Origin of the sequence: Bacillus sp. F56, assembly GCF_001748205.1 — a bacterium.
GTDB lineage: Bacteria > Bacillota > Bacilli > Bacillales > Bacillaceae > Bacillus > Bacillus stercoris.
Map to the genome: position 1 here is coordinate 330098 of NZ_BDFC01000008.1, position 14448 is coordinate 344545.

Annotated in this window: 16 protein-coding genes; 12 read left to right on the top strand and 4 right to left on the bottom strand. The window is 45.1% G+C overall.

The window, feature by feature from the left end; translation table 11 throughout:
- Nucleotides 1–53: 53 nt before the first annotated feature.
- From BFW96_RS15280 to BFW96_RS15300, 5 genes are all read left to right on the top strand, one after another.
- Nucleotides 54–1292, top strand: a complete 1239-nt coding sequence (locus tag BFW96_RS15280) for a dicarboxylate/amino acid:cation symporter (protein WP_041521244.1) — start codon at nucleotides 54–56, stop codon at nucleotides 1290–1292.
- A gap of 90 nt (nucleotides 1293–1382) precedes the next feature.
- Nucleotides 1383–2309 (top strand): ABC transporter ATP-binding protein, encoded by a 927-nt coding sequence (locus tag BFW96_RS15285; RefSeq protein ID WP_040084122.1) that lies wholly within the window; start codon nucleotides 1383–1385, stop codon nucleotides 2307–2309.
- A complete protein-coding gene (locus tag BFW96_RS15290) occupies nucleotides 2302–3069 on the top strand; it encodes an ABC transporter permease (protein WP_069839911.1) in 768 nt (255 codons plus the stop codon). Before BFW96_RS15285 ends, BFW96_RS15290 begins: the two co-directional genes overlap by 8 nt.
- A gap of 94 nt (nucleotides 3070–3163) precedes the next feature.
- Nucleotides 3164–3499 (top strand): hypothetical protein, encoded by a 336-nt coding sequence (locus tag BFW96_RS15295; protein WP_003225151.1) that lies wholly within the window; start codon nucleotides 3164–3166, stop codon nucleotides 3497–3499.
- A 129-nt stretch (nucleotides 3500–3628) separates the two neighbouring features.
- A complete protein-coding gene (locus tag BFW96_RS15300; RefSeq protein WP_069839912.1) occupies nucleotides 3629–4774 on the top strand; it encodes an acyl-CoA dehydrogenase family protein in 1146 nt (381 codons plus the stop codon).
- Nucleotides 4775–4798: 24 nt separating this feature from the next.
- On the opposite strand, the gene fbpB is transcribed toward BFW96_RS15300, so the two are convergent.
- The gene (fbpB, locus tag BFW96_RS15305) at nucleotides 4799–4978 is read right to left on the bottom strand and encodes a Fur-regulated basic protein FbpB (RefSeq protein WP_083252893.1); all 180 of its coding nucleotides are present in this window, start codon (nucleotides 4976–4978) and stop codon (nucleotides 4799–4801) included.
- A complete protein-coding gene (locus BFW96_RS15310; RefSeq protein ID WP_069839913.1) occupies nucleotides 4932–5096 on the bottom strand; it encodes a Fur-regulated basic protein FbpA in 165 nt (54 codons plus the stop codon). The genes fbpB and BFW96_RS15310 overlap by 47 nt, the downstream gene beginning before the upstream one ends.
- A gap of 246 nt (nucleotides 5097–5342) precedes the next feature.
- Between BFW96_RS15310 and BFW96_RS15315 the strand changes: the two genes are divergently transcribed.
- Complete coding sequence (locus BFW96_RS15315; protein WP_069839914.1) at nucleotides 5343–6215, top strand: cation diffusion facilitator family transporter; 873 nt, start codon at nucleotides 5343–5345, stop codon at nucleotides 6213–6215.
- Between the two features lie 14 nt (nucleotides 6216–6229).
- Here the strand turns inward: BFW96_RS15315 and BFW96_RS15320 are convergent, their stop codons facing one another.
- Nucleotides 6230–6550 (bottom strand): thioredoxin family protein, encoded by a 321-nt coding sequence (locus BFW96_RS15320; protein WP_003234326.1) that lies wholly within the window; start codon nucleotides 6548–6550, stop codon nucleotides 6230–6232.
- Between the two features lie 153 nt (nucleotides 6551–6703).
- Between BFW96_RS15320 and BFW96_RS15325 the strand changes: the two genes are divergently transcribed.
- From BFW96_RS15325 to BFW96_RS15345, 5 genes are all read left to right on the top strand, one after another.
- Nucleotides 6704–7789 carry a D-alanine--D-alanine ligase gene (locus tag BFW96_RS15325; RefSeq protein WP_069839915.1) on the top strand — a complete coding sequence of 362 codons (1086 nt, stop codon included), beginning with the start codon at nucleotides 6704–6706 and terminating at the stop codon, nucleotides 7787–7789.
- Between the two features lie 71 nt (nucleotides 7790–7860).
- Nucleotides 7861–9234 carry a UDP-N-acetylmuramoyl-tripeptide--D-alanyl-D-alanine ligase gene (locus BFW96_RS15330; RefSeq protein ID WP_069839937.1) on the top strand — a complete coding sequence of 458 codons (1374 nt, stop codon included), beginning with the start codon at nucleotides 7861–7863 and terminating at the stop codon, nucleotides 9232–9234.
- Between the two features lie 401 nt (nucleotides 9235–9635).
- A complete protein-coding gene (gene cshA / locus BFW96_RS15335; protein ID WP_003246685.1) occupies nucleotides 9636–11120 on the top strand; it encodes a degradosome RNA helicase CshA in 1485 nt (494 codons plus the stop codon).
- 172 nt (nucleotides 11121–11292) lie between these two features.
- Complete coding sequence (locus tag BFW96_RS15340) at nucleotides 11293–11772, top strand: PH domain-containing protein (RefSeq protein ID WP_014662848.1); 480 nt, start codon at nucleotides 11293–11295, stop codon at nucleotides 11770–11772.
- Entirely contained in the window at nucleotides 11762–13243 is a 1482-nt protein-coding gene (locus tag BFW96_RS15345; RefSeq protein ID WP_069839916.1) for a PH domain-containing protein, read from the top strand. The genes BFW96_RS15340 and BFW96_RS15345 overlap by 11 nt, the downstream gene beginning before the upstream one ends.
- Here the strand turns inward: BFW96_RS15345 and BFW96_RS15350 are convergent.
- Entirely contained in the window at nucleotides 13240–13839 is a 600-nt protein-coding gene (locus BFW96_RS15350) for a rhomboid family intramembrane serine protease (RefSeq protein ID WP_040084115.1), read from the bottom strand. The genes BFW96_RS15345 and BFW96_RS15350 overlap by 4 nt on opposite strands.
- Before the next feature lie 94 nt (nucleotides 13840–13933).
- On the opposite strand from BFW96_RS15350, the gene acpS reads away from it, so the two are divergent.
- A complete protein-coding gene (acpS, locus tag BFW96_RS15355; protein ID WP_069839917.1) occupies nucleotides 13934–14299 on the top strand; it encodes a holo-ACP synthase in 366 nt (121 codons plus the stop codon).
- Nucleotides 14300–14448 lie beyond the last annotated feature (149 nt).

Sequence of the window (14448 nt, forward strand, 5' to 3'; positions counted from 1 at the left end):
CAAAGCCCGCGGGAGTCTCTCGCGGGCTTTTTTCAAAAGAGGGAGGAATGCGGATGAAGCTGGCTACAAAGATTATCATTGCATTGGTGCTGGGTGCTGTGACGGGGATTATTCTTAACGTAACATCACCTGAATTATTTGAAAATTTAAATAAGTTTGTATTTGGTCCTCTAGGCACCATCTTTTTAAACCTCATTAAAATGCTTGTCGTTCCGATTGTCTTTTTCTCACTGACGCTGGGAGTAGCCGGGCTGGGCGATCCTAAGAAGCTTGGCAGAATCGGTGTGAAAGCCATTTCTTATTTTCTCATCACGACTGCAGTCGCGATTACGATTGCCATCATTTTAGCTCTTGTCATCAAACCGGGAGAGTTCGGAACGTATGATACTTCATCTGCCGAATTCACTGCTGAAAAAGCCCCAAGCATTGCAGACACTCTGTTAAACATTATTCCGACAAACCCTGTTCAAGCGATGACGGAAGGAAATATGCTGCAAATTATTGCTTTTGCCATTTTTGTCGGACTAGGGATTACAATGCTCGGAAAAAAAGCGGATATGCTTCTTAAAGTCGTTGAACAAGGAAATGAATTGATGATGTACTTGGTGAATCTTGTCATGAAGTTCGCTCCGTATGGTACATTCGGTCTGATTGCGACAGCTATCGGAAGCCAAGGATTCAGTGCAATGAAAGCGATGGGATTGTACATGGTTGTGGTAACCGTTGCATTGCTGATACATGCAGTCGTTACCTACGGATCTACAGTAGCGCTTTTAGCCAGAAGAAATCCGATCACGTTCTTTAAAGATTTCTCAGAGGTTATGGTTGTGGCGTTCAGTACTTCCAGCAGCAATGCGACACTCCCGGTATCTATGGATGTGGCTCAGAAAAAATTAAAAGTGCCTGAGCCGATCAGCAGCTTCGTCCAGCCGCTCGGTGCAACAATTAATATGGACGGAACAGCCATCATGCAGGGGGTAGCCACTGTCTTCATCGCGCAGGTGTTCGGGCATGATCTGACATTTACGCAGCTGCTGATGGTAATACTGACGGCTGTGCTGGCAAGTGTCGGAACCGCTGGTGTTCCGGGAGTCGGTTTGATTATGCTAGCCATGGTGCTTCAATCTGTCGGTCTGCCTGTCGAGGGAATCGGATTGATTCTTGGAATTGACCGCTTGCTTGATATGCTCCGTACAGTGGTGAACACAACAGGTGACGCGGCCTGCGCTGTCATCATTACAGAAACCGAAAAGAATAAGCAGACTGAGCAAGCGCCGACTCTATCGGTTTAACCAAACATTTGGAAGCAACAAATGCTATAATACAAACAGTGCCTAATTTTGGGCACTGTTTATTTTTGGTTGAAAAAGGAGGAAGGCTTTATGGCTGAGCCGATTTTACATATTGAAGGCCTCGATAAAAAGATTGGGTCTAAAGCGATTTTAAAACAGATCAGCATGGACGTCATGGAGGGTGAAATCATCGGTCTGCTCGGTCCGAATGGTTCCGGAAAAACAACACTTATCCGTATCATCGTCGGGCTGCTAAAACAAAACAGCGGAAGCGTGACAATCAGCGGATTCCAGCATGATACAGAGTTTGAAAAAGCGATGGAAGCGGTTGGAGCGATCGTCGAGAACCCTGAGTTCTATCCGTACCTGACAGGCTGGGAAAACCTCAAGCACTTTGCGAATATGCACAGGAAAATAACGGATGAACGGCTTGATGAAGTGGTGGAACGTGTCGGGCTGACGTCAGCCATTCATGATAAAGTGAAAACCTATTCTCTTGGAATGCGGCAGCGTCTGGGAATAGCTCAGGCAATTCTTCACCGGCCGAAGCTTCTCATTCTAGATGAACCGACAAACGGCCTCGATCCTGCGGGGATGAAGGATTTTCGCGATCATATTAAGGAGCTCGCAGAAGTGGAAGGAACAGCAGTCCTGTTCGCCACTCATTTATTGCGCGAGGTTGAAGATCTGTGCGACCGTGTCATCATCATTCAAAAGGGTGAGATCAAAGCGGAAGTCAGTTTACAAGGAACTGGTCAAACCACAGAAAAAGCGATTATAGAAGTGCAGCCGCAAGAAAAAGCGCTCAATTGGCTGACAGGCAATCAATATCAAGCTGAGCGCCAAGCTGGGACGATTGTAGTTGAGGTAGCAAAAGAAAACATTCCGGAGCTGAACCGATCACTTGTCGGACAAGGTCTGAATGTATTCTCCATTACGCCTTACACGCAATCACTGGAAGACGAATTTATAAAAGCGACGACTGCTCATCAAGAGGAGGGAGAAGAGCTTGTCTAAATTAATTTGGAATGAACATATGAAACTTTTTAATCGGAAGGTCACTTTGGTTTCTCTGATCCTGATGGCTGTCTTCCAATTCTTCATGGCATTGATCATTAAACGGATTGTCGTCAGTGCCGGGACAGATGAAAACTTCATCGGCTATTTATCGTATACACCGAGCCTGAACATTTTGCTGCAGGCCTTAACGATCGTGATTGCAGCGACAATTATTTCGATGGAATTTGATAAAAAGACGATCAAATTTTTGCTCATTCGGCCGGTTAAACGCCAAAAGGTTTTTTGGTCAAAATTAATCACAGTCGTAATGGTCAGCTTTTATTTGTATGTGGCATACTACATTTTGGCTTTATTATTCGGTCTCGTGTTTTTTGGCACATCCGTGACCTCGGAATCACAGACATTGCTGGTCAACACCTTGGCGCTGATCGGGTCAAACTGGCTTGAAGCCGTGATGATGGGATTATTCGGCCTGCTTTGTTCTTCGCTGTTCCGAAATAGCGCGGTAGCAGTTGTTGTTTCCTTTGTCGTTTTATACGGAGCGAGTACACTTGTTCAGCTCATGAAGTTGTTTGAAAACAAGTGGGGAAGCTTTTTGCTTTTTGCGAACACTGACTTTACACAATACAGAAGCGGAGAGACAGCGTTGTTTTCAGGCATGACGCCATTGTTTTCAATTGGGATTCTCATCATACACGCGATATTCTTCATCGTCGTTGGCTGGTGGTGCTTCTGTAAACGGGATGTTCGGGTCTAAAGGCAAGGAATGACATTTTTGTGAAAAAGCTCACGTAAATCAATATCATTTGATATTTTGGTTTATACTAAAGGTACTGACGGAGGTGTCTCGATTGAGGAACTTTATTACCGCTTTACCGATCGTATTGCTGCTTGGATTCTCATTTGTGTCATTCATGTTTCAGTTTGAACATCTTGTTTATTTCAGGCTCGCGCTAGGGTTGTTTTCTCTCGTGGGGCTGTACATGATATATAAAATGAAGACGGGCATTCGCTATTTTATCATCTATCTGTATGCCAGCTGGATTGTGTTGGCTGCAGTGACCGCTTTTGAAGAGCCGATTTTCTCAAGCTTTTTCTTTGGCGGCCTGGTGATGACAATGGGTTACCTGACATATATGCTGATTTATCTCGGCATGAAACAAGACCGGGATGCAAATCCTGTGTAATCGCGCTGTTCCCTAGGGGAACGGCGTGTTTTTCTATACTGGACAAAAAGATTAACAGTTGCGGAAAAATGGCAGGAAATCTATAATACATATTAAATTTATCGGAATTAAAACTTGGGGGGCTGCCGGATGTCATTATTTATACAAAACGATCAACAGCGGCAATGGATGGAGAAAATCGGACGGATTGCGGATGAATTTCAGCAAACTGCTGCTGAAGATGACGAACAGGGACGTTTTCCTGTGGAGAAAATACAAAAACTGCGTGATGCTGGCTATACGGCATTAACATTGCCAGCTTCTCATGGCGGAGGGGGCATTTCTGTTTACGAAATGCTCTTGTTTCAAGAACGGCTTGCACGGGGAGATGCTCCTGCGGCTCTTAGCATCGGCTGGCATTTGAGCGTAATCGGGGAGCTTGGAGAAGGAAACAGCTGGGATGAAGACGTATTTGCATTTGTTGCCAAGGAAGTCCAAAACGGAGCCGTCATTAACAGGGCGGCGACTGAAGCGAAAACCGGAAGCCCGACGAGAGGAGGGCGTCCGGGTACAAACGCCGTCAAAAAGGATGGCAAATGGGCAGTGAATGGAAGAAAAACCTTTACGACGATGTCACAAGCACTGGATTATTTTTTAGTAACCGCATGGATTGAAGACAAACAAACAACAGGCGTTTTTCTCATTCATAAAGATGATCCCGGTTTGTCGATTGAAGAAACGTGGGATATGATGGCGATGCGGGCGACAGGGAGCCATGATCTTGTACTGAACGAAGTCATGCTTGAAGAGAATAAGCTGGTTGAATTGCTTCAAGGGCCTCGTGGAGCTAAGCCGAATGGCTGGCTGCTTCACATTCCTGCGATTTATCTTGGTGTTGCTCAAGCTGCGCGTGACTATGCAGTGCAATTCGCATCTGAGTATTCTCCAAACAGTTTGAAGGGACCGATCAAGAATGTCCCGGCCGTACAGCAAAGGACAGGTGAAATGGAGCTTGAACTGCTTAATGCCAGACACTTTCTTTTCCATATCGCTCAATTGTATGACGATCCGGAGCGGCGTCCACACTTGACAAGCGAGCTCGGTGCGGCGAAGCATATCGTCACAAACGCTGCGTTGTCTGTTGTTGATAAAGCGATGAGAATTGTCGGGGCCAAAAGCCTTGAACGAACCAACCCGCTTCAGCGCTATTACCGTGATGTACGCGCCGGTCTCCATAACCCGCCGATGGATGACGCCGTGATACACACCTTGGCAGCAGAAGCGTTTAAGTCATAAAAAAAAGAGCCTTTCCGGCTCTTTTTATGTATTGTTTTGCTCTTGCAGATTTTTTTGATGCTTGCGGTCGATCCTGTCATAAATAACATTCATCAGCTTTGGATTGCCCATAATCGCCTCTTTGTTTTCCTGGATCAGCTGTTGGTAAGTTTTTATTTTACGCTTCGGCATGCTCCGGCTCCCTCCTGACATGTTTGTATTCACTTTCTAACTCCGTCAGCGACAATTCATACAGATGACGCTTTGACTTTTTGTATATACCATTCTGTATTAACAGATGAATGAGCTGTTTTTTTCTGATTTCTGCAGACTGAGGTGTCATTGTGTCACCAACCTCCAATCAAACGATATTGATAATCATTATCAATTAACTTCAGTATACAATGTCCGCAATAGCCTGTAAAGATGAAAACAGTCCTATTCTTTGCCAATTTACAAACATTCAACAAATCGACAAAAAGTTTCCCGGGCAATAATTGCTGTCGAAATGTCCCGCTTCATTGAACGCAGTTCTGCTATTTTTCATGTTTTGAACCATACTATGTAATAGAATGGAGGCTGGTATACAATGGAGCGGACAGAAAATCTGAAAAAGGGAGAAAAAGGGGCGCTCCTCAATATTTTTGCATATGTCATCCTTGCTGTTGTGAAGCTAGTCATTGGGATTCTATATCATTCTGAAGCGCTGAGAGCAGACGGGTTAAATAATGGAACAGATATTGTTGCGTCCTTAGCGGTGTTCATAGGATTGCGGATTTCCCAAAGGCCGGCTGACAGCGATCATCCATACGGCCATTATCGGGCTGAAACAATTTCGTCTCTTATTGCGTCTTTTATTATGATGGCAGTCGGCATTGAAGTGTTAATCGGCGGAGGAAAAGCGATTGCGGGAGGCACAACGGAAACGCCCAATCTTATCGCGGCATGGACGGCGTTAGGCAGTGCTGTGTTTATGTATGGCATCTATTTATATAACAAAAGGCTGGCAGCGTCCATTAAAAGCTCTGCCCTGATGGCAGCGGCAAAGGACAGCAGGTCAGACGCTTTTGTAAGTGCCGGCGCGTTTATCGGTGTTTTTTCGTCCCAGCTGCAGCTGCCGTGGATTGATCCGGTAACGGCTTTTATCATCGGCATCATCATTTGCAAAACGGCGTGGGATATCTTTAAAGACGCTTCACATTCTTTAACAGACGGCTTCCATTTAAAAGATCTTGAGCCTTACAGACAAACCGTCGCGAGGATCGGAAATGTGCATCGCTTAAAGGATGTGAAAGCGAGGTATTTAGGCAGCACAGTTCATATCGAAATGGTCATTACGGTTGATCCGAAGCTTACAGTAGAAGAAGGTCATGGAGTGGCTGATGAAGTAGAAGACAAAATAAAACATGAACACGATGTCACTCATGTTCATGTTCATGTAGAGCCCGACGACATAAAATAAGGCTGTTTAACGAATTAGCTTATATGTTCAGATAAAAATTCAGTCACTTCTTCAGGCGTTTTGGCATTGGCGCTGTGAAGGTGAGCTGTTTTTTCACCGTTTTTGAAGATAAGCAGGCTGGGAATGCCCATCACTTGGTATTTTTCAGCCAGGTCAGGAAGCTCGTCCTTATTCAGCTCATACCAGTCGTTTTGATTATATTCTTCCAAAATATCGCCGATGAACATATTCATGCGTGTGCAGTCTGGGCACCAATCAGCATAAAACTTTACAATGATTTCTTTATCAGATTGAATCAGTTCATTAAATTGTTCGTTCGTTGTGATTTTTTTCATATGTCACATCTCCTTTTCAATGCCATTTTAATATAAAATAAAAAGGAATTACATACAAATGCATTCAACATCAGCATGCCCAAAAATAATTAGATCATTTTCTTGTGAAAGTGATAAGATAGTAAAGATGAATTGTAGTGGGGGGAGTATCCATTGAAAACAAGTCTAGGATTAGTGTACGGAGGAAAGTCGGCAGAACATAATGTTTCCCTGCAGACAGCTCTGGCTGTAATCAAAGCGCTAAATACTGAGAAGTTTGATATACATCCGATTTATATAACAGAAAAAGGCGAATGGGTAAGAGGCGCCCGTTTAACTGAGCCTGTTTCAAACGTGAAAATGCTTCAATTTGAGCAAGGAGGCAGTGCTTTTTCTCCAGCTGCCCTGAACCAGGAGATGTTTCCGCAGGAAGCGTCACAGCAAAATGAAGCAATCGACGTCGTATTCCCGCTCCTCCACGGACCGAACGGAGAAGACGGTACGATCCAAGGGATGCTAGAGCTCTTGAACATTCCTTATGTCGGCAACGGAGTGCTTGCTTCCTCAGCTGGCATGGATAAAGTCGTTATGAAACATTTATTCGCGCAGGCCGGCCTTGCTCAAGCTAAATACGCAGCTTTCCTTAAGAAGGAATGGACTCATTCTCCGGAAGAATGCTGTGAGCAGGTTGAACAGCAATTAGGCTACCCTTGCTTCGTAAAACCGGCAAACCTTGGTTCAAGTGTCGGAATCAGCAAATGCCGAAACCGTGAAGAACTGCAAAAAGCGTTTGAGCTTGCTTTCCAATATGACCGCAAAGTCGTCGTCGAAGAAGGCATCAACGGCCGCGAGATCGAAATCGGCGTTCTTGGAAATGACGATCCTAAATGCTCTGTTGTGGGAGAAATCGCACCGAAGACGGATTTCTACGATTACAAAGCGAAATATGAGGATGGAGATACTGATCTGATGATTCCGGCGATTGTCACCGAAGAGGAATACGCAACAATCAGTGATATGGCGATCAAAGCGTTTAAAGCGATCGATGGCTCAGGACTCGTCAGAGCGGACTTTTTCCTGACAGCTGACGGCGAAGTTCTAATCAATGAAGTCAACACAATGCCTGGCTTTACGCCTTTCAGCATGTTCCCGCTGCTCTGGAAAGAAGCCGGAGTGGAATATGCTGACCTGATTGAACAGCTTGTGGAGCTTGCAAAAGAACGCCACGCTGAAAAACAATTGATCAAGCATACATTCTAATGAAGAAGGACACTGCCGGTAAAAGGGCAGTGTTTTTTCCCGTATATACAAAAGAAAGAGAGGGACCTCACTTGATTAAGCGAACAGTAAAAAACATTGCCGAAATGGTCAATGGCACGATGACAAATCCGAAATATGAACAAACAGTCATTCATGGAGTGGCAACTGATACAAGAAAACTGGAACAACATCAGCTTTTCATTCCGCTGAAAGGGGAACGTTTTGACGGCCACGCTTTTGTGGAGCAGGCTTTTGAAGCCGGTGTAGCGGCCGTTCTTTGGGATCGGTCAGAGCCAAACCCGCCTGAGAATCACGCCGTCATTTTAGTGGATGATACCCTTATCGCACTTCAGCAGCTTGCAAAAGCCTATTTGCAGGAGCTTGGCACGCGTGTCATCGGAGTAACCGGAAGCAACGGCAAAACGACAACGAAAGATATGATTCACGCCGTCCTGGGAACCCGGTACCATGTCCACAAAACAGGAGGAAACTTCAATAATCACATCGGTCTGCCGCTGACGGTTTTAGCGATGCCTGAAAATACGGAGATCGCCGTATTGGAGATGGGAATGAGCGCCAAAGGAGAAATTGACCTCTTGAGCCGCCTGGCAAACCCGGATGCGGCAGTGATTACGAATATCGGCGAATCGCATATGCAAGACCTTGGCTCTAGAGAGGGTATCGCGGAGGCGAAGCTTGAAATCATTAACGGGCTTAAAGAAGATGGAGTGCTGATTTATATCGGGGACGAACCGCTCCTTCAAAATGCATACAGCTGCCGGACGAAAACGTACGGAACGGGAGCGCATAATGATTATCAGCTTCAGGATGTCAGCCAGAGTGAGGAAGGCACCCATTTTACAATCAAAGGGATGGAAACATCGTTTTTTATTCCGATACTCGGCAAGCACAATGTGATGAACGCCATGGCTGCAATTGCTGCTGGGGCTTATTTTGGCATCACGCCTGAGGATGCGGCGACAGGACTGAGCGGCCTAAGGGTAACCGGCATGAGACTTGAACTCATCAAAACAGACAGCGGCCTTTCGATAATCAATGACGCTTATAATGCGAGTCCGACCTCCATGAAAGCTGCGATTCAATTGACAGAAAGTCTTGAAGGCTATAGCAAAAAAATGCTCGTGCTCGGCGATATGCTTGAACTCGGCGATCTTGAAGAAACGTTCCATCAAGAGTGCGGCGCTGTGATCAGCCCTGAGAGAATTGACCGCGTTTTTACGTACGGAAAATTGGGAGCTTTTATCGCGGAAGGCGCACTGAAACACTTTGAGAAAGACCGTGTCAGCCACTACACTGAGAAAAAAGATCTCCTCCAAGCTGTGAAGGGAAACGCATCAAAAGGCGATTTGATTTTATTCAAAGCGTCCAGAGGTATGAAGCTTGAAGAAATCGTTAAAGATTTAATAGAGAGCCCGCTTTCATAAGAAAATAATTTGCGAAAAAAATCATATTACATCATAAAATCATACGATGTGCAAACACTAATGTATGCCGGCCGGAAATTATGTATATCTGGCCGGCTGCGGCTATGATACAATATATATAGGTTATTTCGCGATACGAACATATTCGTCCGGCCTTTTCATCCGCTGACCCAAAGTTCTCCGCCGGACAAATGGGAGCGGATGGAGCAGCAGCCGGCATATTCGAGAAGCCGATCTGCTTCTCATCTTATTGAAAAACAAGTAGTGTAATGGTAAGATAAAACTTAAAGTAATTCGGGCTTTGTATACGGATGGATCCTGTCCCTTTTGTCTAAAGGGCAGTTTTATAAGTGGTAAATCACGACATTACTGAAACAGCAATTAGAAGGAGTTTGAATAATTTGACTATAACGTTTCAAGATTTTAATTTAAGTTCTGATCTCATGAAAGCAATTAATCGTATGGGATTTGAAGAAGCAACACCGATTCAGGCACAAACAATACCGCTCGGACTTTCAAATAAAGACGTCATTGGACAAGCGCAAACAGGTACAGGTAAAACAGCTGCGTTTGGTATACCCCTTGTTGAAAAAATTAACCCCGAGTCTCCTAATATTCAAGCAATCGTAATCGCGCCAACCCGTGAATTAGCCATTCAAGTATCTGAAGAATTATATAAAATCGGACAAGATAAACGTGCGAAGGTTCTTCCTATTTACGGCGGACAGGATATTGGACGACAAATCCGGGCGTTAAAGAAGAATCCGAATATTATTGTCGGAACACCTGGACGTCTTCTTGACCACATCAACCGCCGCACAATTCGTTTAAACAATGTAAATACTGTTGTAATGGATGAAGCGGATGAAATGCTGAACATGGGATTCATTGACGACATTGAATCTATCCTTTCAAACGTGCCGAGCGAGCATCAGACACTTCTGTTCTCTGCTACGATGCCTGCACCGATCAAACGCATTGCAGAGCGCTTTATGACTGAGCCGGAACACGTAAAAGTAAAAGCGAAAGAAATGACGGTTTCTAACATTCAGCAGTTCTATTTGGAAGTGCAAGAACGCAAAAAATTCGATACACTGACTCGACTTCTTGACATTCAGTCTCCTGAGCTTGCGATCGTATTCGGACGTACAAAACGCCGTGTCGATGAGCTGGCTGAAGCCCTGAACCTTCGCGGGTATGCAGCTGAAGGAATTCACGGTGACTTAACGCAGGCGAAACGTATGGTTGCGCTTCGTAAATTCAAAGAAGGCGCAATCGAAGTTCTTGTCGCAACTGATGTTGCCGCTCGCGGACTTGATATTTCAGGCGTAACACACGTGTACAACTTTGATGTGCCGCAAGATCCTGAAAGCTACGTTCACCGTATCGGAAGAACGGGCCGTGCAGGAAAAACAGGTATGGCAATGACGTTTATTACACCGCGTGAGAAAAGCATGCTTCGCGCAATTGAACAAACAACAAAACGCAAAATGGACCGCATGAAGGAGCCTACACTTGATGAAGCGTTAGAAGGCCAGCAGCAGGTTACTGTTGAACGTCTTCGCACAACAATCAGTGAAAACAACCTGAACTTCTACATGACAGCGGCAGCTGAGCTGCTTGAAGATCATGATGCAGTAACAGTGGTTGCGGCGGCTATCAAAATGGCTACAAAAGAGCCAGACGACACACCGGTTCGCTTAACAGACGAAGCACCGATGGTCAGCAAACGCTACAAAAACCAGCGCTCTTCTAAACGCAGAGACGGCCAAGGCGGCGGTTACCGCGGCGGAAAAGGGAAAAGCAACAACCGTTCTTCCTACGACAAAAAGCGCTCAAATGATCGCCGTTCTTCAGGTGACAGACGCCAGAAAAAATCTTACTAATTCGATCGATTCAGAGCCCAAAACATCATGTTTTGGGCTTTTTTATATTCGCGATTTGTGATTCAGCAAACTTTCAGCTGACGGAAGCCATTTTTCTATGTATGCTTAAGAATGAAACCTTTCCGTACAAGAGACGTATAAGTAAAGACGAAAAAAAGGGAGGTAGGTATTTTTGAGAGAGCAGCCAAAAAACCAAATCAGTCCAGACGGATTAAAGGTTTGGCGACTTCAAGAGATCATCATATCCGCTGTTTGCTTGCTTATCGTCATAGCAGTTGCAGTGTTAAGCTATTATTTTCATTGGCCGTACTGGATCAGCGGCGTGCTCGGCGCGGTTTGGCTGCTGGGATCGATTGTGACGGTCTTTCTCATTCCGAAGGTCCGTCATAAGGTGTGGCGATATGAAGTCCATGAACATGAAATAGATATTCAGTCAGGTATTTTTGTGGTGACACGTGTGATTGTCCCGATGGTCAGGGTTCAGCACGTTGATACGTCGCAAGGGCCATTATTGAAAAAATACAATCTCGCAACGGTGAAAATTTCCACGGCTGCGACCGTTCATTCGATCCCCGCTTTAGAGATGGAGGAAGCGGACCGGCTGAGAGACTCCATTTCCCGTCTGGCAAGGGTGACTGACGATGATGTCTGAACCGAAACGTCTGCACCCGGCAGCAGTCATTTTGAATTTATGCCATACCATTATTCAAACAATAAAAAATATCATTCTGCCATTCTTTTTTGTGTATATCGTCAATTCAAACCATACTGTCCGTTTTTACGGAGCCATTGCGCTCGGTGTGCTGTTCATCTGGCTTGTAGCGGCAAGCATCATCAAATGGAGAAGGTTTACCTATCGAATTGAAGATGATGAATTTAGAATCGAAGAAGGCTTATTTGTGACGAAAAAGCGATACATATCGATTGATCGGATTCAAACGATGAATACGAGCGCGGGCCTTGTCCAGCAAATCTTTAAGCTTGTGAAGCTGCAAATTGAAACAGCAGGCGGAGGCAAGGAGGCAGAAGCCGTTCTTTCTGCTATTTCTGTGGAAGAGGCTGAACGCATCAAAGAAGCTGTCTTTAAGAAAAAAGCGCAAAGACGAGAAAATGAACTTGATGATGAACAGCTTGAAGCTGAGGAGGAGTTAGATCCTGCCGTTGAGGTGCAAGAGCACTATCGCATGAACGCGAAAGAATTGCTCATGGCCGCTTCTACCTCCGGCGGAATCGGAGTCATTATCTCGGCTGTATTTGCGCTTATTTCCCAGCTCGATGAAGTATTGCCGATGGATTGGTTATTCGATAAATTTTCCTTTCTTCAGCACGCCAGCATCGGTATTTACGCGGTACTCATTTTTATCGGTTTATTTATCGCCTGGATTTTCAGCATTGCGGGCATGATGTTTAGATACGCGAACTTTCAAATCATAAAAAAAGAGCAGGAACTGGTGATTTCAAGAGGAATTATTGAAAAACATCAAGTCACGATTCCGTTGCGAAAAATACAAGCCATTAAAATAAAAGAAAACATCATTCGGCAGCTTTTCGGCTTTGTAACGGTGTCCATCGTCAGTGCGGGCGGCGGCGACCGGGAAAAAGAAGAAGGTGCTTTGACCATTCTCTTTCCAATGATTCATAAAAAAAAGCTTCCGCTCATGCTCCGAACATTTACGCCGGAATACACGCTGGAAGAAAACTGCCGCCGCCTGCCGCGGCGCGCGTTGAAACGCTATTTGTTCCGTTCTGTCATTTTTTCACTCTTTTTGATCATCCCGTTATGTATCTTCTTTCAGCCATGGGGCTATCTGTCTGTCATCCTGCTGCCGATTGAATTGTTTTTCGGCTATCTCGCGTATAAAGACGCTGCGTGGACAATCAACGGGAACCGTCTGCAGCTGACGTCTAGATTTATAGGCAGAACAACCGCCATTGTACTCAAAAAACGAATGCAGGTTTGCAAGTTCAGCCAATCCTATTTCCAAAAGAAAGGCCGCCTGTATACCATTTCTACTTCAGTGAAATCATCGAGCCACATGGAAGAATTAACGGTGAGGGATGTAGGTGAAGAGGATGCAGCCTTCATTTTAAACTGGTACTCATATGAAAAAGCGGACGGTTAATACCGCCGCTCTTTTTTTTGCACACACAAAAACGAAAGAAGAAACCCGCCGCATAGTCCAAACAGATGAGCCATCATGTTAATATTGGAGTTGATAAACGACATGAGAACGGCAAATGCGAGCAGTGTGATGATCATTTTGGAATGCTCCTGCCCAATTAGCTCGTTGCGAAAAAGAACCATAAACAGGTACACGCCGAATAGCCCGAAAATGGCGCCTGAAGCCCCGACATGCACGTAATCAAGCGGCTCTGTAACATACGTGCCGATATTGCCGATGATGCCGGAGCCGGCGTACACAAGAAGGAAGCGCGCTTTTCCCAGCATGCGTTCCAAAGCCGGGGCAAATAAAAAGATGGACATGGAATTAAACAGCAGATGTGTGAAACCGGCGTGCAGCAAAATCGGTGTGATCAGCCTCCACCATTCACCGTTAGCGACACCTAGATTATAGCCTGCGACAGTATCCCTCCATAAAACGACTGAATGGACAGGAAGTGAAAAAAACAGCCAAAGAACAGCTTGCAAAGCCAATATAAAGGTGACAACGGGATAAAGCCTGATAAACGTTTGAAAATTTTCAGTCCGTATAAACATTCCGAGCCCCTTTTCTTCATTTTGGTATATCTATAGTAACACGTTTATGAGACAAACCATTTAAATAGTACGTGCGCAAAGGAGGTTATCATACATGATTTACGGCATTGGACTGGATATTACCGAGCTTAAACGGATCGCCTCTATGGCTGGACGCCAGAAAAGGTTTGCCGAGCGGATTTTGACGCGAAGCGAGCTTGACCAGTATCGTGAGCTTTCAGAGAAAAGAAAAATCGAATTTCTCGCAGGCAGATTCGCGGCAAAAGAAGCGTTCTCAAAAGCATTTGGCACCGGTATAGGGAGGCAGCTCAGCTTTCAGGACATTGAAATTAGGAAAGACCAAAATGGCAAGCCCTACATCATTTGTACCAAACTGAGCCAGGCCGCCGTTCACGTATCAATCACTCACACAAAAGAATATGCTGCCGCGCAGGTTGTGATTGAAAGGTTGTCAAGCTAGTCTGCATATTAGGGAAACCCCACTCATATATTTGATAGTGCATTAAGGGAGACAAGTTGTTTGAGGCTTTTATGGTACGCATCTGTTCTGCCTAAACGTGTACCGAGCGTACCGTTAAAGTCAAACAAGCGATTTCTTCCTTTTACATC